Here is a 17,210-nt window from a genome sequence, read left to right on the forward strand (position 1 = left end):
GGCAATGCAGCAAGAGTCGCCCCGTCGGCGGCGACGGTCAATGCCAAACCGGACCCGCCGGCATTAGCCATTGGTCGAATGCCACGGCCCAGGCGAGCGCCCCGACAGTTTGCGGCAGGGGTACACTGGCCGCTCCATCGCCTACAAGGAGTTTGTCATGCGTATTACCGTTCGCCATGGCCTGCTGGGCCTTGCTCTTGCGGTTGCCACGTTGCCGGTGATTGCCGCCGGTGCCGGTCAGTTCAAGGATCTGTTGAACAAGGTCAAGTCGTCGACGCATGGTTCGAATTCCTCGCTCGGCAGCGGCCTGCCGGACAGCGACATTGCCTCCGGCCTCAAGGAGGCGCTGGCCAAGGGCACCACCAATGCGATCAACAGTCTGGGTCGCGATGGTGGTTTCTGGAACAACAGCAAGGTACGCATTCCGCTACCCGGCAAACTCGAGCAGGCCGCCAGCCTGGCGAAAAAGCTGGGGCAGGGCGCCAAGGTCGACGCGTTCGAGCTGAGCATGAATCGCGCAGCGGAGAAGGCGGTGCCGCAGGTGGCGGAGATCTTTGGCGACGCGATCCGCAAGATGACGCTCAGCGATGCACGCGGCATTCTCACCGGTGGCGATCATGCCGCCACCGATTTCTTCCGCCGCGTTGCCGGTGATGCACTTACCGCACGCATCCATCCGATCGTGGCCAAGGCTACCGACAGCGTCGGTGTGACCGAAAAGTACAAGGCCTTCACTTCCGGCAGTGGCGGCGGTGCGCTCGGTGGTGCGTTGGGTTCGCTGGGTTCACTTAGTGGTCACAAGTCGAGCAACGGTGGCAGCCCGATGGATCTGGACAACTATGTGACGTCGAAGACGCTGGACGGCCTGTTCACCGAGATTGGCGACCAGGAGCAGTCGATCCGCCACAACCCTGGCGCGCGCACCACTGATCTGCTGAAGAAAGTGTTCGGCGGTTGAACCCGCTTGCGGGTTCAACAAATAAGGAGAGGGTTTTGCTCTGCGCAATTAAGGCGCCGAGCAAAGCCGCTTGCATCGGAACGCATTAACCACCATTTATCCGGTAACTGCGTTCGATCGCGAGGCATCCCATGATCCGCGACATCCTCAAAATGGGCGATCCGCGCCTGCTGCGCATCGCCCCGCTGGTACCCGACGCGATGCTGGGCAGTGCGGAATTGGACGCGCTGATCGCCGACATGTTCGACACCATGCACGCCGCCGATGGCGTCGGCCTCGCCGCGCCGCAGATCGGCGTCGACCTGCAACTGGTGATCTTCGGCTTCGACAGCAACGAGCGTTATCCCGATGCGCCGGCGGTGCCGCGCACGATCCTGCTCAACCCTGTGATCACACCGCTGTCGCAGGATATGGAAGAAGGCTGGGAGGGTTGCCTGTCCGTGCCCGGCCTGCGTGGTGCAGTGAGTCGTTACTCGCTGATCCGCTACGAAGGTGTCGATCCGCAAGGCCAGCGTATCGAGCGCACCGCCGAGGGTTTCCATGCCCGCGTGGTACAGCACGAATGCGATCACCTGATCGGCCGGCTGTATCCTTCGCGCATCACCGACTTCAGCAAGTTCGGCTACACCGACGTGCTGTTTCCGGGGCAGGACATCGGAGACGACTGATGCGCGCGATATGGCATGACGCTGTGCTGGCGGAAAGCGACGACACCGTCGTGGTCGAAGGCAATCATTATTTTCCCGCCGGGTCGATGCGGCGCGAGTACTTCCGGGCCAGCGATCACCAGAGCGTCTGTCCGTGGAAAGGCACGGCCAGCTATTACGACGTGGTCGTGGATGGTGACGTGAATGCCAACGGCGCGTGGTATTACCCGACACCGAAAGAGGCCGCCAGCGAGATCAAGGGTCGCGTGGCCTTCTGGCATGGAGTGGTGGTCACCGCATGAGTTCCGTACGCCGGTATTGATGCGTCGAGGCCTGTGCATGGATGATGCTGCTCTTTGACGACAGGGCGGCTGATGTCACCGATGGAATCCATGCAGCCATCGATGACTGACGGAACAGATGCGCGGCCCGTGCAGACACGCCGCAATCTTGGCATCGACCTGTTGCGCGGTCTGTCCATCCTGTTCGTCATCCTCAATCACCTCGGCCTGCGCATTCCGCTGAAGAAGACCGCGCTGGCCGATGTGCTGCCGCCGTGGTTTCTGAGCCGGCTGAACTACAACGGCTACGAGGCCGTGTTCGTGTTCTTCGTGATTTCCGGTTTCCTGATTGCCGGCAACGCGCTGCAGCGCTGGGGCGGTCTGGAGCGGATCGACTTGCGTGCGTTCTACGCACGTCGCTTCGCCCGCATCGTGCCCTGCCTGCTGGTGCTGGTTGCCGTGCTCGCCGTGTTGCATCTGATGGCGGTGCCGGATTACACGATCAGTCGCCCGGGTCAGTCGCTGCCGGGTGCGATCTGGGCCGTCATCGGCCTGCATCTGAACTGGTACGAGGGGCGCACCGGCTATCTGCCGGGCAACTGGGACGTGCTGTGGTCGCTGTCGATCGAGGAAGTGTTCTATATCGGCTTTCCGCTGATCTGTCTGCTGACGCGTAGGCGCTGGTTGCTGGTGCCGCTGCTGGTCATCCTCGCGCTGTCGATGCCGTGGACGCACGCCGCCTTGCGCGGCAACGAGATTTGGCAGGAGAAGGCCTACCTGCCGGGCATGTCGGCGATTGCGCTCGGCGTGCTCGGTGCCTTGCTGGCAGCGCGTTCCCGCACGCTTCCAGCACGCACGACCGCCTTGCTGGGATGGCTGGGTACGATCGGTCTGATGGCGACCACGATCGACGGGGCGGTGATGTGGCATCTGTTGCGCGACGGCTACATGCTGTTGCTGGCGCTCTCTGCGCTGTGTCTGTTGCTGGCCTGCGAGCAACGCCAGCGCCGTGGCGACTGGCATGCCTGGCGCGGCCTGGATTGGCTGCGTTCGTGGGGGCGGCTCAGTTACGAGATCTATCTCACCCACATGTTCGTGGTCTTCGCGATGGTGCGTCTGTTCAAACTCGCTGGTGGCGACCTGCGGCTCGGCTTCCTGTGGTATCTGCTGGCGTTGCCGTTGTGCTGGCTGCTCGGTGCAGCGGTGGAGCGCTGGCTCTCGACGCCATGCGAGCGTTGGCTGCGTGCCGCACTATTGCGTGCGCCGGCTGCCGCTGACCCACGCCAGCCGGCGAGCGTCGCGGCCGATTGAGTCGCCTGTGCAGTCGATGCCTACACAGGCGACTCGCTGTCGTCAGTGCTTCTGGTCCTGCGCGGCCTTCGCCGCTGATTCCCTGTCGTCGAACTGCCATGCCGGCCTGTTCGTCCCATCGACGTTCAACTTTGCGCGCGGGAGACCATCCTTGCCTTTGAGCTGGAGGTGGACGCTGTTGGCATCGGTGCCCAACTCAATGGCAGAGTCCTTCGCCTTGGGATCGCCGTAGTTGATGTACATCCCGGCGAAATTCTCCATGTCATCGATCATCAGGCCAATGGCCTCATACGGCGGCGTGGCGCGATCGAGCGCAAGCCCGACGCGTCCCGTGCCCATGTAAGCCATGCCGCCGCGCTCACTGCCCTTCGTGTCGTAGAGCGTCATGCCGTAGTTGTCGTCATCACCTCTTCTCTTATAGGTCTTGCCATCGATATGCAATGTGGGGAGTTGTCCGAGCGCGAGGCGGTCCGCGCCGGTCTTGCCGAGGAAGATGATGCCGTCCGAGGCATCGTCCTTGCGCGTACGGTCCTTGCTGGCCGGTACCGGTGCGCCGAGCAGGATGCGGTCGTGTCCCTGTGCATCGGTGATCACCAGGCCCCGTGCCCGGAGAATCGTGTCAGGTCTGGTCGATGTGTCTGGCTTGCGCAGCAACGACACGGCAGCCAGTGCAATCACCGCCAACAGAGCGATGATCACCAGGAGGCGCAAACGCGCTACTTCCCGTTGCAAGCGATTCCAGTCTTCCACGCGGACGTCAGTCTGTTCGGACATGCGTTGTCTTCCTTTCGGGGTTGGGGATGCGGCGCCGAGCAATCGCGATGTGACATGTCGCGGACAGGTGCCGCTCTCGAAGGTTACAACTGCCGTGCAAGTACCGACAAACACGGAAACACCGCCTGAACTCCCGGTAGCGTAAGCTGCACGAGGGCGGCTATCCGTCCGGGAGAAGTTCGGTGAAGAAAGAAGATGAAACGCACATGCAGATTGTCTCTGCGGATATCAGTTCGGAATCACTCACCGGCATGGTGATTTTCCGGCCGCATTGCGTATCGCGTGCGGGTCGCAACGTGGCTGAGAGCAAGACCGGAAACTGGTATGCGTTGCGCCCGGCCGAAGTGCGCAGCTTTGCACGCGCACTGCTGGATGCGGCCGATGCGCTGGATCTGAAGGCGAAGATGTTGCAGGCAGCGAAGATGGCTGCGGGCTGACCGGCAAGGTCAGCCGCTGGCCATGCTGAAGTTCCATACCGCCTGCAGGCCGACCATCACCATGCCCATCGCCACCAATCCCGCACGAGCGGGGCGGCGCAGATCGGGCGAGCGCGCATAGAGCGCAAGGCCGACGCCGATGGTGGTGGTTTCCAACATGAAATCAGCCCAGGGAATGGCGTACAGGTGCAGTCCGGCATGTGGGCCGCCATGCCATAGCGGCAGCCAACTGGTGAGATAGTCCACAATGACGTGCGACAACACCAGCAGGCTGGCACCGAGCGCCAATCCGATCCGGCGAAAGAGCAGCGCAGTTAGCAGCGCAACGGCAGCTGCGGCGTAGAGGATGCCCGGAAAACTGTGGGTCGCCTCGCCGATACCGAGGGCCGGCAGCCAGCTGCCGAGTGCATCGTGCAGATCCGGTTCGATGCTGGCGAACAATAACCAGGCCAGCGGCAACGATCGCAGCCAGCGGCGGGCACCCAGCGCGATCGCGAAATGCCCCATGTACATCAGCGCGGCTTCCGCGTGAGATAGCGGTCGATCAGGCAGAGCACGGTACCCGGCAGCAGGAAACCGACCAGCATCAGCACGTCGAATGGCAGTTTCATGGAACCTCCGAAGTAGCCGGATTGCCGTTGCAGAAAACTATCTGCAAATAGCCGGAGACACGACTTGTTGGCCGAGGTGGATGGGATCAGCGGTGGCGGTTGATTGTCTCACGCAACTCCAGGGTGGCAGCTCGTGCAGCCTGAGCAAAATCCTCGCCGTTGCCGGCATAGAGGATCGCACGTGAGGAGCTGATCAGCAGGCCGCTGCCGTTGCTGCTGCGGCCATGGCGCACGACCGCTTCCACATCGCCGCCCTGCGCGCCGATGCCGGGCACCAGCAACGGCACGTCGCCGACCAGTGCGCGTACTTCGGCCAGTTGTTCCGGCCACGTGGCGCCGGTGACCAGAGCGCAGTTGCCGTTCGCGTTCCAGTCGCGCGCGACGATCTGCGCCACGTGCTGGTACAGCGGCTTGCCACCCCCGTTCTTATCAGACACGAGGAGATCCTGCAGATCGGCGGCGCCGGGGTTGGAGGTATGACAGAGCAGGATCACGCCCTTGTCGGCGCGATCGAGGAATGGCTGCACCGAGTCGCGACCGAGATACGGGTTCAGCGTGACCGCGTCGGCCTGATAGCGATCGAACGCTTCGCTGACGTAATGCTGCGCCGTGCTGCCGATGTCGCCGCGCTTGGCGTCGAGGATCACCGGCACGCCCGGATGTTTGTCGTGGATATGCGCGATCAGTCGCTCGAGTGCATCTTCCGCACGCAGCGCGGCGAAGTGTGCGATCTGCGGTTTGTAGGTGCAGACCAGATCGGCGGTGGCGTCGACGATGGCGCGGCAGAATTCGAAGACCGCATCCGGGTTGCCGCGCAGATGTTCGGGAAATTTCGACGGCTCCGGATCAAGGCCGACGCAGACCAGAGAGTTGTTGCGCTGCCAGGCAGCTTGCAGTGACTGCATGAAGCTCATCGTGGTCTCCGGTTACCTGTCTAGCTCCTCCCCCTGCTCGCAGGGGGAGGTTGGGAGGGGGTGCCCAAGGTGGCGTGGAGATCAAGAGCTTTACCCCACCCCAACCCTCCCCTGCATCGCAGGGGAGGGGAAAAGACCTTAGGCCAGCTTCTTGTACTTCACCCGATGCGGCCGCGCGCCTTCGTCGCCAAGACGACGCTTCTTGTCGGCCTCGTACTCGTTGTAGTTGCCGGGGAAGAACTCGACATGCGAGTCGCCTTCGAACGCGAGGATGTGAGTGGCGATGCGGTCGAGGAACCAGCGGTCATGCGAGATCACCATCGCGCAGCCGGGGAATTCCAGCATCGCGTCTTCCAGCGCGCGCAGCGTCTCGACGTCCAGATCGTTGGACGGCTCATCGAGCAGCAGCACGTTGCCGCCCTGCATCAGGGTCTTGGCCAGGTGCAGGCGACCGCGCTCGCCACCGGACAGCGTGCCAACCATCTTCTGCTGGTCGACGCCCTTGAAGTTGAAGCGGCCGATATACGCGCGCGACTGCAGCTCGTACTTGCCGATGGTGATGATGTCGGCGCCGTCGGACACTTCCTGCCACACGTTCTTGTTCGGGTCGAGCGCATCGCGCGACTGGTCCACATAGGCCAGCTGCACGGTATGGCCGAGCTTCACCTCGCCGCTGTCCGGCACTTCCTTGCCGGTGATCAGCTTGAACAGGGTGGATTTGCCGGCGCCGTTCGCGCCCATCACGCCGACGATCGCACCTGGTGGCACCTTGAACGAGAGGTCGTCGATCAGCAGGCGATCACCGAACGACTTGCTGACGTTCTTGAACTCGATCACTTCCTGGCCCAGGCGTTCGCCCGGTGGGATATACAGCTCGTTCGTCTCGTTGCGCTTCTGGTACTCGACCGAGTTCAGTTCCTCGAAGCGGTTGATACGCGCCTTGCCCTTGGACTGACGGCCCTTGGCAGCCGAACGCACCCACTCCAGTTCGCGTGCCAGTGCCTTCTGGCGGCCCTTCTCGGCGGCTTCTTCGCGAGCGAGGCGTTCGCTCTTCTGCTCCAGCCAGTCGGTGTAGTTGCCCTTCCACGGAATGCCGCGACCGCGATCGAGTTCGAGAATCCACTCGGCGGCGTGCTCGAGGAAGTAGCGATCATGCGTGACCGCGACCACGGTGCCGGGGTAGTTCTGCAGGAACTGCTCCAGCCAGTCCACCGACTCGGCGTCCAGATGGTTGGTCGGCTCGTCGAGCAGCAGCATGTCCGGCTTGGACAGCAACAGGCGGCACAGCGCCACACGGCGCTTCTCACCGCCCGACAACGGACCGATCTTCGCTTCCCACGGCGGCAGGCGCAGCGCGTCGGCGGCCACTTCCAGCTGGCGCTCCAGCGCATGCGCGTCGTTGGCGGCAAGCAGGTTTTCCAGTTCCTGCTGCTCTTTGGCCAGCTTGTCGAAATCGGCGCCTTCCTCGGCATAGGCGGCATAGACCTCGTCGAGACGCTTCTGTGCGTCGAGGATGACGGAGACGCCTTCCTCGACCGCTTCGCGCACGGTCTTTTCCGGATCCAGCTGTGGCTCCTGCGCCAGGTAGCCGACCTTGATACCCGGGGCCGCACGCGCCTCACCCTGGAAGTCGGTATCCACGCCGGCCATGATCTTCAGCACCGTGGACTTGCCCGCGCCGTTCAGGCCGAGCAGGCCGATCTTCGCGCCGGGGAAGAAGGACAGCGAGATGTCCTTGATGATCTGGCGCTTCGGCGGGACGATCTTGCTGACCCCGTTCATGGTGTAGATGTACTGCATGGAGCCTCCGGAGGCGTACGCCGCGCCGTCCGTGAGGCCGGCGCTGGTAAAGGGCAATCGTCAAACCGCGCATTATAGCGGCTTGTGGCGCTGTGCCGATGACGCTGCCCGGATCAGCTGGGCGGTGGCCGCAAACGCCCGGCAGCGCTACACTTTCCGGCTAAACCCGCTCCCCACCTGTCGAGGCCAGAATGTTTCCGAAGAACTGCACGATCGCCGGTTATGACGATGAACTGGCCAAGGCCATCGCCGATGAAGGTCAGCGCCAGGAAGACCACGTCGAGCTGATCGCTTCGGAAAATTATGCCAGCCCGCGTGTGATGGAAGCCCAGGGTTCCAAGCTCACCAACAAGTACGCCGAAGGCTATCCGGGCAAGCGCTACTACGGCGGTTGCGAGTACGTCGACATCGCCGAGACGCTGGCGATCGAACGCCTGAAGCAGCTGTTCGGCGCCACTTACGCCAACGTGCAGCCGCATTCCGGCTCGCAGGCGAATCAGGCGGTGTATCTGGCGCTGCTGCAGCCAGGCGACACGATCCTCGGCATGAGCCTGGCGCATGGCGGCCATCTCACCCACGGCGCCAAGGTCAATATTTCCGGCAAGCTGTTCAACGCGGTGCAGTACGGCGTCGATGCCAACGGCATGATCGACTACGACGAAGTGCAGCGCCTTGCCACCGAGCACCAGCCGAAGATGCTGGTCGGCGGCTTCAGCGCGTATTCGCAGGTGGTCGACTGGGCGCGCATGCGCCAGATCGCCGACTCGGTCGGCGCGCTGTTTTTCGTCGACATGGCGCACGTCGCTGGCCTGATCGCCGCCGATGTATACCCGAGCCCGCTGCCGCATGCGCACGTGGTGACCTCGACCACCCACAAGACCCTGCGCGGCCCGCGCGGCGGCATCATCGTGGCGAAGGACGCCGGCGAAGAGATCGAGAAGAAGCTGCAGTCGATCGTGTTCCCCGGCATCCAGGGCGGTCCGCTGATGCATGTGATTGCCGCCAAGGCGGTGGCGTTCAAGGAAGCGCTGGAGCCCGCGTTCAAGGCCTACCAGACCCAGGTGGTGAAGAACGCCAAGGCGATGGCCAAGACCTTCATGGCGCGTGGCTACAAGATCGTCTCCGGCGGTACCGAGAACCATCTGATGCTGGTCGACATGATCGGCAAGGAAGTCACCGGCAAGGCCGCGGAAGAGGCGCTGGGCAACGCGCACATCACGGTCAACAAGAACGCCGTGCCGAACGACCCGCGCAAGCCCTTCGTCACCTCCGGCCTGCGCGTGGGTACGCCGGCGGTCACCACCCGCGGTTATCTGGAAGCGGACTGCATCGAGCTGACGAACTGGATCTGCGACGTGCTGGATGCGCCGGGCGACGAGGCGGTGATCGCGAAAGTGCGCGATGCGGTGACGGCGCAGTGCAAGAAATTCCCGGTCTACGGTTGATTCGCTAAGGATGCATTGCCCCTTCTGCCAGCACGAAGACACTCGCGTGATCGACTCGCGATTGACCGAGGACGGCAGCACCGTGCGTCGTCGGCGCGAGTGTCCGCAATGCAGTGAGCGCTTCAATACGTTCGAGACGGCCGAGCTGAAGCTGCCGACGATCGTGAAGAGCGGCGAGCGGCGCGAGGTGTTCGACGAGCGCAAGTTGCGGGTGAGTTTCGAGCGTGCGCTGCAGAAGCGGCCAGTCGCCAGTCATGACGTGGACGCTTCCGTGCGCGCCATCATCAACGACCTGCGCCGCAGCGGCGAGCGTGAAGTGCCGTCGCGCCAGCTCGGCGAGCTGGTGATGCGCGAGCTGAAGAACCTCGATCAGGTCGCCTACGTGCGTTTCGCCTCGGTCTACCGCAAGTTCGAGGACGTGCAGGCATTCCGCGAAGAGATCGAGAAACTGGAACGCGACCTTCCGGGGCTGGAGAGCCTGCAGCTTTCGCTGCTCGGCGAAGGCGACGTCAAGCGCGGCAAGAAGAGCTGATCGCCGGGCGCATCTGCCAGAATGTCCGGCATGTCAGCGACCCCGTCATTTTTCAGCGCATCCGATCACGAACACATGGCGTACGCCCTGCGCCTGGCCGAGCGTGGCCTTTATACGACCCAGCCGAATCCGCGCGTGGGTTGCGTGATCGCCCATGGCGACGAGGTTGTCGGTACGGGTTTCCATCAGCGTGCCGGTGAGCCGCATGCCGAGGTGTACGCGTTGCGCGAAGCCGGCGCGCGTGCACGTGGCGCCACCGCCTACGTCACGCTGGAGCCGTGCGCGCATCACGGCCGCACGCCACCGTGCGCGGAGGCGCTGATTGCCGCCGGCGTGGCGCGTGTGGTGGTCGCGGCAGAGGATCCGTTTCCGCAAGTCGACGGCCGCGGCATGGCTAGGTTGCGTGCCGCCGGCATCACGGTCGACGTCGGCCTGCTGTGCGAGGCCGCGCGCGAGTTGAACATCGGTTTTTTCAGCCGGATCGAGCGTAGCCGTCCGTTCGTGCGGGTGAAACTCGCAATGAGTCTGGACGGCCGTACCGCGCTGGGCAATGGCGAGTCGAAATGGATCACCGGCGAAGCCGCGCGTGCCGACGTGCAGCGCTGGCGCGCGCGCAGCTCGGCGATCCTCAGCGGCAGCGGCACCGTGCTGGCGGACAATCCCAGGCTCACCGTGCGCCTGCCGCAGGATGAGGAATTCACGCCGCCGCTGAGAGTGATCCTCGATCGCCAGCTGCGCATACCGGCGGGCAGTCATGTGTTGGACGGTTCGACACCGACGCTGCTGCTTCATGGCGCCGCGGAATCCGGTGCCGATAACCGTTTCGAGCGAGTCGAGCGAATGGCGGTGGCCACCCAGAACGACAAGCTCGACCTGCGCGCCGTGCTTGCCCTGCTGGCCGGGCGCGGCTGCAACGAAGTGCATGTCGAAGCCGGCCCGACCCTGTGTGGTGCGCTGTTTGCGGCAGGCCTGGTCGATGAACTGCTGCTCTATGTCGCGCCGTTGCTGCTGGGCGACAGCGCGCGCCCGCTGCTGCACTTGCCCTCGCTCAGCGACATGACAAGTCGCTGGCAGCTGCGGGTGATCGACCAGCGCCAGCTCGGTGCGGATTGGCGACTGCAACTGCGCCCTGCCTGAGTTCGGCGTTGTGCGCGTTGGCGAACGCTGCATTCCCGTGATCGCGGCGAGCTGTCTCGCATGTCGGGTGCTAGACTGCGCCAGCCGGCCAAACCGGCGAACATCACATAGCGTCTTCAGGGCGGGGTGAGATTCCCCACCGGCGGTAGGTTGCAGGGTTCAACGCCCGACAACGAGCCCGCGAGCGCCCCGGTCGATTCCGCGAGGAGAAGCCGGGGGTCAGCAGATCCGGTCAGATGCCGGAGCCGACGGTTGGAAGCGGGAAACCGCGTTCCTCACAGTCCGGATAAAGAGAAGACGGCAGGGCGGGCGCTTCACGGCGCGCGCCTGGCCTCATGCCTTGGGGCGTTTTTCGCAGTTTCTGACGCGGGAAACGTTTCATGAAATTGATCTTGAGCATTGCGAACATCCCCCTCCTGCCGGAGGTGCGCTGATGTTTACCGGCATCATCCAGTCCGTTGGGCGCATCGCGCGGCTTGAGCCACGTGGCGGCGACGTGCGCCTGGCTGTCGATACGGCCGACCTCGATCTTGCCGATGTGCAGCTGGGCGATTCGATCGCCGTGTCCGGCGTGTGCCTTACTGCGGTCACGCTGGAGTCGCGTGGCTTCAGTGCGGACGTCTCCAACGAGACGCTGTCGCTGACCTCGCTGGGCAAGTTGAAGGCCGGCGATCCGGTGAACCTGGAGAAAGCGCTGCGTCTGGCCGACCGGCTGGGCGGCCATCTGGTTTCCGGGCATGTCGACGGGCTCGGCAAAGTAGTGTCGATCACGCCCGATGGTCGATCGCAGCGCTGGACGTTCGAGGTGCCCGCGGCGATCTCGCGCTATATCGCGGCGAAGGGTTCGGTCTGCATCGACGGCACCAGCCTCACCGTCAACGAAGTTGCCGGGCATCGTTTTGGCGTCAACCTGATTCCGCATACGGTCGAGCACACCGCGTTCCATGCGCGGCGTGTCGGCGACGCGGTGAACATCGAGGTGGACGTGGTGGCGCGCTATATCGAGCGACTGTTGTCCAGTGGCGAGACACCGCGACTGGACGAGGCGTTCCTCAAGCAGCACGGCTTCGCCTGACCTTTAGCTCCTCCCCCTGCATGCAGGGGGAGGTCGGGAGGGGGTGAAGCTTTTGACTTTGAATCAAGAGCACCCCTCCCCAACCCTCCCCTACAAGCAGGGGAGGGAGAACATCTCAACGAGACCCACGCCATGCCTTTCAACACCATTCCCGAAATCCTCGAAGACATCCGCGCCGGCCGCATGGTGGTGATCCTCGACGACGAGGACCGCGAGAACGAGGGCGACCTGATCATGGCCGCCGAGAAAGTGCGCGCGGAGGACATCAACTTCATGGTGCGCGAGGCGCGCGGGCTGGTCTGCGTCACGCTGACCGAGCAGCGCACGCGCCAGCTCGGTCTGCGTCCAATGGTCAGCGACAATACCTCGTCATACCACACCAACTTCACCGTCTCGATCGAGGCGGCCGAAGGCGTGACCACCGGCATCTCGGCGCACGATCGCGCACGCACGATCCAGGTCGCGGTGAAGGCTGATGCGAAGCCGCAGGATCTGGCCCAACCCGGCCACATCTTTCCGCTGACTGCGCAGCCGGGCGGCGTGCTGACCCGCGCCGGGCATACCGAGGCCGGTTGCGATCTGGCCGCGCTGGCCGGGCTGGAGCCGTCGGCGGTGCTGATCGAGGTGCTGCACGAGGACGGCTCGATGGCGCGCCGTCCCGAGCTGGAAATTTTTGCCGCCAAACATGGCCTGAAGATCGGTTCGATCGCTGACTTGATTCGCTACCGTTTGGAAACCGAAAAGACCGTGCAGCGCGTGCACGAGGAACAGGTTCAAACCGAGTTCGGCACGTTCCAGCTGGTGGCGTATCGCGACGTGATCCGGCGTGGCCTGCATTTCGCGCTGGTGCGCGGCGCGGTCGACGACGGCAAGCCGGTGCTCACCCGCGTGCATGTGCGCAACACCTTGTCCGACGTGTTGCATCTGCAGCGCGATGATCTCGGCCTTACCGTGACCTCGGCGTTGCGCCGCATTGCCGACGAGGATCGCGGCGTGCTGCTGGTGCTGTCCGGTGAAGACACGCCCGAAGCGCTGCTGGCCCGGCTCAACCGCCAACCCAGCACGCAGGCACCTGAAGAGGCGCAGCAGCAGGAGTGGCGCCAGCTCGGCCTCGGCGCCCAGATGCTGGCCGATCTCGGTGTGCATCAGCTGCGTGTGCTCGGTACGCCGCGCAAGCTGGTCGGTCTGGGTGGCTTCGGGCTGGAGGTGGTCGAGTACGTGTAGCCTCATGCCGGGCATCGCGTTGCCATGGCGACGCCATGTCCGGCAAACCATACTCAAGCTTTCCAGACGACGACGCGCCATGTCCGATATCACCATCCGCCTGATCGCTCCATCCGGTTACCCGTACGACCCCGCTGCGATGACGCGCGGCGTGGCGCGATTGCGCGAAGCAGGCTGTGTCGTGGATGGCCTGGACGTACTGCAGCGAACCGAACAACGTTTTTCCGGCACCGACGCCGAGCGCGTCGCCGATATCAATGCGCTGGCGACAATGGGGACCTTGCCGGATATCGCGCTGGTGACGCGCGGCGGTTATGGCGCCTCGCGCCTGCTGCCTCATCTGGATTACGACGCCTTGCGCGAACGCTTGGCCGATGCGTCCACGCTGCTGGTGGGGCATAGCGACTTCACCGCGCTGCAGTTGGCGCTGTATGCAAAGACTGGCTTGTACACGTTCAGCGGGCCGCTGCTGGCGGATCTGGGCGCGGAGTCCTGCAGCGAGTTCACTTGGCAGCATTTCTGGGACACCTTGACCTCACCGGCCTCCACCGCGGCATGGCCAGCCACGACGACCAACGAGATCGATGTGCAAGGCCCGCTGTGGGGCGGCAATCTCGCCGTACTGTGCAGCCTGCTCGGCACGCCGTATTTCCCGCAGATCGAGGGTGGCATCCTGTTTGTCGAGGATGTCGGCGAGCCGCCGTTCCGGATCGAACGGTGGCTGTACCAGCTGCACCTTTCCGGTGTGCTTGGCCGGCAGCGGGCGCTGGTGCTGGGCGACTTCAGCCATTGCCAGCCCAGTGCGCGCGACAATGGCTACGATCTGGCCGCGGCGTTTGCGCAGATTCGCGCGGTGGCCGGCATTCCCGTCGTGGGCGGCATGCCGCACGGTCATGGCGAGCAGCAACTCACCTTACCGTTCAGCGCGCCGGCGCGGCTGCGTGTGGCGGGCGGCCGCGCACAGCTGGATTTTTCCGGTTATCCGCACCTCAACCGACCCGCGCCGGCCAGTGCCGTCGAAAACCCGTAAAATAGCCGACCAGCATGGGCTTATCGCCCACAGGAACAGCAACTCATGAAGATCATCGAAGGCGATTTCGCCACGCCGAAAGGCCGCTTTGCCATCGTCGCCGGCCGTTTCAACGGCTTCGTCGTCGAGCCGCTGGTGGCTGGCGCGCGGGACGCACTGGTACGCCATGGCGTGAAGGATGACGCGATCGATCTGATCCGCGTGCCCGGCGCGTGGGAAATCGCGCTGGCCGCGCACAAGCTGGCGAACTCCGGCAAGTACGCGGCGGTGATCGCACTGGGTGCAGTGATCCGCGGCTCCACCCCGCATTTCGACTACGTCGCCGGCGAGTGCGCGAAGGGCCTGGCCCAAGCCGCCTACAGCTCCGGCGTGCCGGTCGCGTTCGGTGTGCTGACCACCGACAGCATCGAGCAGGCGATCGAACGCTCGGGCACCAAGGCCGGCAACAAGGGTGCCGACGCCGCGATCGCCGCGCTGGAAATGGTCAACCTGTACGGGAAGCTGTGATGAGCCAGCACCCGCAGGGTCTCGACATGCAGGCGCGTTCGCGTGCCCGCCGCCGCGCATTGCAGGCGCTGTACGCGTGGCAGATGAGCGGCAGTCACATGAACGCGGTGATCGACCAGTTCCGGCATGAGCAGGACATGGAAGTGGCCGATCTCGAGTACTTCGAGGATCTGCTGCATGGCGTGGAAACGAATGTCGCTGCGCTCGACGAAGCCTTGCGTCCGCATATCGACCGCGAAGTCGCGCAGATCGATCCGATCGAACGCGCCGCGTTGCGCCTCGCCGCGTACGAGCTGAAGTTTCGCCCGGACGTGCCGTACCGTGTGGTGATCAACGAGGCGATCGAAGTCACCAAGCGCTTCGGTGCCGATCACGGCCACAGCTACGTCAATGGTGTGCTGGACAAGCTGGCCGGCGAGTTGCGCGCCATCGAAAAGCGCGGCTGATGGAGCGCGCCAGGGAAGCGCGGTACGAAGGCGCGGTGCCGGTGCTGGAAACGCCGCGGCTGCGGCTACGTGCGCACCGGATCGAGGATCACGCCGCCCGCACGGCCATGTTGTCCGATCCGGAGGTCACCCGTTATCTCGGCGGCCGCCCGCTCACCGGCGAGGAAGTGTGGCGCCGTCTGCTGCAGTTCATCGGCCTGTGGAACCTGCTGGGCTACGGCTATTGGGCGGTCGAGGAAAAGGACACGGGCCGTTACGTCGGTGACATCGGTTTTGCCGACTTCCATCGCGACATGCAACCCTCGCTGGCGGGCATGCTGGAGTTCGGCTGGGTGCTTGCGGCTCACTCGCACGGCAAGGGTTATGCGAGCGAAGCGGTTGCCGCCGCCACGGCCTGGGGTGAACAGTATTTCGGCACGCTGCGTGCGGTGTGCATTATCTCCCCGGAAAACCTAGCTTCGATTCGCGTGGCGGAGAAAGCCGGCTTCAAGCTGTGGCAGGAAACCACCTATCACGATGCTCCCACCCTGGTCTTCAGCCGTTAGTTTCACCGGCAGGGCCTACTCATCCACGCAGGTCGTACGCCATGGAATTCCGACTGATCGAGCGTATCCGCGAACTCACCGCCCAGCCGCGTGACGATGTACGCATCGGTATCGGCGATGACGCCGCAGTGCTGGCGGTGCCGGCCGGACAGGAATTGGCGGTCGCGATCGACACGCTGGTCGAAGGAGTGCATTTTCCGCGCGGCACCGCCGCAGCCGATATCGGCTGGAAGGCGCTGGCGGTAAACCTGTCGGACTTGGCGGCGATGGGCGCGAGCCCGGCCTGGGCGCTGTTGGCGCTGACCTTGCCCGACGCCGATGCCGCCTTCGTCGAAGGTTTTGCCGAAGGTTTTGCGAAGCTGGCACAATCGCACCGGCTCGCCCTGGTCGGCGGCGACACCACCCGCGGACCCTTGAGCATCAGTGTGGCCGTGCACGGCTTCGTGCCGCCGGGCAAGGCGCTCATCCGCGCCGGTGCGCGGGTCGGCGATGCGGTGCTGGTCACCGGTACGCTCGGTGATGCCGCCGCCGGTCTGCATGCGTTGCAGCATCCGCTGGACGATGGTGATGGTCGCTCCGGTCTGCGCGACTACCTGATCGAGCGGCTCAATCTGCCGACGCCGCGTCTGTCTGCCGGTGCCGCCTTGCGTGGTCAGGCGAGTGCCTGCATCGATATTTCCGATGGCCTGCTCGCCGATCTGAACCATATCTGCGTTGCCAGCGGTGTCGGCGCCGAGATCGATGCTGCGCTGCTGCCGCGCTCGTCGGCGCTGATGGCGTTGTACGACGAGGTCAGCGCGCTGCAGTTCGCGCTGAGTGGCGGCGACGATTACGAGCTGTGCTTCAGCGTGCCCGCACAACGCGTGGCCGACGTGCAGGCGGATCTGTCGCGACTCGGCTGCGGCGTGAGCAAGATCGGTCGCATCGTGGAAGGCACCGGTGTGCGCGTGCGCGGCACCGATGGCGAGTGGCTGGCAACCGATCGACCGGGCTGGGAGCATTTCGCGTGAGCGCGAAGAAAACACTGAGTAGGGAACAACGCCGCGCCTTGCTGGCGACGCCAGCCGGCTGGCTGGCCTGCGGCTTCGGCTCCGGCCTGACGCCGGTAGCGCAGGGCACGTTCGGCTCGCTGGCCGCACTGCTGCCATGGCTGCTGCTGCGCGAGCTGTCGCTGCCGCTGTATCTGCTCGTGTTGCTGATCGGCTTCGGCGTGGGCGTGTGGGCGTGCAATGTGGCCGGTCGCACGCTGGGCGTGGACGACCATCGCAGTCTGGTGTGGGACGAATTCATCGGCCAGTGGATCGCGCTGCTGCCGCTGCTGATTCCCGCGCTGCTGCCGGCCAGCGGATTCGCGTGGTGGATGCTGCTGGCCGGCTTCGTGCTGTTCCGCCTGTTCGACGTGTGGAAGCCATGGCCGATCAGTTGGCTCGACCGGCGCGTGAAAGGCGGCATGGGCGTGATGATCGACGACGTGGTCGCCGGCGTGTTCGCCGCACTCGTGCTGGCGTTGGGATTGCACTTCCTGTCGTAGCAGCG

General features: G+C 64.4%; 20 protein-coding genes and 1 riboswitch. Of the genes, 16 read left to right on the forward strand and 4 right to left on the reverse strand.

What is annotated here, in order from left to right; genetic code table 11:
- Positions 1-157: 157 nt before the first annotated feature.
- The 4 genes from IE071_RS01230 (at position 158) to IE071_RS01245 (ending at position 3,197) form a co-directional block, all read left to right on the forward strand.
- Positions 158-958 carry a DUF4197 domain-containing protein gene (locus IE071_RS01230; protein ID WP_189439368.1) on the forward strand — a complete coding sequence of 267 codons (801 nt, stop codon included), beginning with the start codon at positions 158-160 and terminating at the stop codon, positions 956-958.
- 131 nt (positions 959-1,089) lie between these two features.
- Positions 1,090-1,626, forward strand: coding sequence for a peptide deformylase (gene def, locus IE071_RS01235; protein WP_189439369.1), 537 nt, complete (start codon positions 1,090-1,092; stop codon positions 1,624-1,626).
- The gene (locus IE071_RS01240; protein WP_189439370.1) at positions 1,626-1,907 is read left to right on the forward strand and encodes a DUF427 domain-containing protein; all 282 of its coding nucleotides are present in this window, start codon (positions 1,626-1,628) and stop codon (positions 1,905-1,907) included. The genes def and IE071_RS01240 overlap by 1 nt, the downstream gene beginning before the upstream one ends.
- A 102-nt stretch (positions 1,908-2,009) precedes the next feature.
- Complete coding sequence (locus tag IE071_RS01245) at positions 2,010-3,197, forward strand: acyltransferase family protein (RefSeq protein ID WP_229792692.1); 1,188 nt, start codon at positions 2,010-2,012, stop codon at positions 3,195-3,197.
- 42 nt (positions 3,198-3,239) lie between these two features.
- Here the strand turns inward: IE071_RS01245 and IE071_RS01250 are convergent, their stop codons facing one another.
- Positions 3,240-3,971 carry a hypothetical protein gene (locus IE071_RS01250; protein ID WP_189439372.1) on the reverse strand — a complete coding sequence of 244 codons (732 nt, stop codon included), beginning with the start codon at positions 3,969-3,971 and terminating at the stop codon, positions 3,240-3,242.
- A gap of 206 nt (positions 3,972-4,177) precedes the next feature.
- Here IE071_RS01250 and IE071_RS01255 point away from each other — a divergent pair, with 206 nt between their 5' ends.
- A complete protein-coding gene (locus IE071_RS01255) occupies positions 4,178-4,408 on the forward strand; it encodes a hypothetical protein (protein WP_189439373.1) in 231 nt (76 codons plus the stop codon).
- A 9-nt stretch (positions 4,409-4,417) separates the two neighbouring features.
- Here IE071_RS01255 and IE071_RS01260 read toward each other — a convergent pair whose 3' ends face one another.
- From IE071_RS01260 to ettA, 3 genes are all read right to left on the reverse strand, one after another.
- Positions 4,418-4,921 (reverse strand): hypothetical protein, encoded by a 504-nt coding sequence (locus tag IE071_RS01260; protein ID WP_189439374.1) that lies wholly within the window; start codon positions 4,919-4,921, stop codon positions 4,418-4,420.
- 184 nt (positions 4,922-5,105) lie between these two features.
- Positions 5,106-5,933, reverse strand: coding sequence for an orotidine-5'-phosphate decarboxylase (pyrF, locus tag IE071_RS01265; protein WP_189439375.1), 828 nt, complete (start codon positions 5,931-5,933; stop codon positions 5,106-5,108).
- 138 nt (positions 5,934-6,071) lie between these two features.
- The gene (gene ettA, locus IE071_RS01270) at positions 6,072-7,733 is read right to left on the reverse strand and encodes an energy-dependent translational throttle protein EttA (protein WP_189439376.1); all 1,662 of its coding nucleotides are present in this window, start codon (positions 7,731-7,733) and stop codon (positions 6,072-6,074) included.
- 191 nt (positions 7,734-7,924) lie between these two features.
- On the opposite strand from ettA, the gene glyA reads away from it, so the two are divergent.
- The 11 genes from glyA to IE071_RS01325 all read left to right on the forward strand — a co-directional run bounded on the left by glyA (position 7,925) and on the right by IE071_RS01325 (position 17,205).
- Positions 7,925-9,178, forward strand: a complete 1,254-nt coding sequence (glyA, locus tag IE071_RS01275) for a serine hydroxymethyltransferase (RefSeq protein WP_189439377.1) — start codon at positions 7,925-7,927, stop codon at positions 9,176-9,178.
- 10 nt (positions 9,179-9,188) lie between these two features.
- On the forward strand, positions 9,189-9,710 hold the full coding sequence (gene nrdR / locus IE071_RS01280) for a transcriptional regulator NrdR (protein ID WP_189439378.1): 522 nt from the start codon (positions 9,189-9,191) through the stop codon (positions 9,708-9,710).
- A gap of 75 nt (positions 9,711-9,785) precedes the next feature.
- A complete protein-coding gene (gene ribD / locus IE071_RS01285) occupies positions 9,786-10,847 on the forward strand; it encodes a bifunctional diaminohydroxyphosphoribosylaminopyrimidine deaminase/5-amino-6-(5-phosphoribosylamino)uracil reductase RibD (RefSeq protein WP_189439379.1) in 1,062 nt (353 codons plus the stop codon).
- A gap of 108 nt (positions 10,848-10,955) precedes the next feature.
- Positions 10,956-11,150, forward strand: a riboswitch (FMN riboswitch).
- A gap of 130 nt (positions 11,151-11,280) precedes the next feature.
- On the forward strand, positions 11,281-11,922 hold the full coding sequence (locus IE071_RS01290) for a riboflavin synthase (RefSeq protein WP_189439380.1): 642 nt from the start codon (positions 11,281-11,283) through the stop codon (positions 11,920-11,922).
- 132 nt (positions 11,923-12,054) lie between these two features.
- Complete coding sequence (gene ribBA / locus IE071_RS01295) at positions 12,055-13,146, forward strand: bifunctional 3,4-dihydroxy-2-butanone-4-phosphate synthase/GTP cyclohydrolase II (RefSeq protein ID WP_189439381.1); 1,092 nt, start codon at positions 12,055-12,057, stop codon at positions 13,144-13,146.
- Positions 13,147-13,225: 79 nt separating this feature from the next.
- Complete coding sequence (gene ldcA, locus IE071_RS01300; protein ID WP_189439382.1) at positions 13,226-14,176, forward strand: muramoyltetrapeptide carboxypeptidase; 951 nt, start codon at positions 13,226-13,228, stop codon at positions 14,174-14,176.
- Between the two features lie 45 nt (positions 14,177-14,221).
- Positions 14,222-14,683: a 6,7-dimethyl-8-ribityllumazine synthase gene (gene ribH / locus IE071_RS01305; RefSeq protein ID WP_189439383.1), complete on the forward strand. Its 462-nt coding sequence runs from the start codon at positions 14,222-14,224 to the stop codon at positions 14,681-14,683.
- Entirely contained in the window at positions 14,683-15,129 is a 447-nt protein-coding gene (nusB, locus tag IE071_RS01310) for a transcription antitermination factor NusB (protein WP_189439384.1), read from the forward strand. Before ribH ends, nusB begins: the two co-directional genes overlap by 1 nt.
- Entirely contained in the window at positions 15,129-15,674 is a 546-nt protein-coding gene (locus tag IE071_RS01315; protein WP_189439385.1) for a GNAT family N-acetyltransferase, read from the forward strand. Before nusB ends, IE071_RS01315 begins: the two co-directional genes overlap by 1 nt.
- Before the next feature lie 41 nt (positions 15,675-15,715).
- The gene (gene thiL / locus IE071_RS01320) at positions 15,716-16,684 is read left to right on the forward strand and encodes a thiamine-phosphate kinase (RefSeq protein WP_189439386.1); all 969 of its coding nucleotides are present in this window, start codon (positions 15,716-15,718) and stop codon (positions 16,682-16,684) included.
- Positions 16,681-17,205, forward strand: a complete 525-nt coding sequence (locus IE071_RS01325; protein ID WP_189439387.1) for a phosphatidylglycerophosphatase A family protein — start codon at positions 16,681-16,683, stop codon at positions 17,203-17,205. The genes thiL and IE071_RS01325 overlap by 4 nt, the downstream gene beginning before the upstream one ends.
- Positions 17,206-17,210 lie beyond the last annotated feature (5 nt).

The organism is Rhodanobacter panaciterrae, from assembly GCF_014651895.1.
Lineage (GTDB): Bacteria > Pseudomonadota > Gammaproteobacteria > Xanthomonadales > Rhodanobacteraceae > Rhodanobacter > Rhodanobacter panaciterrae.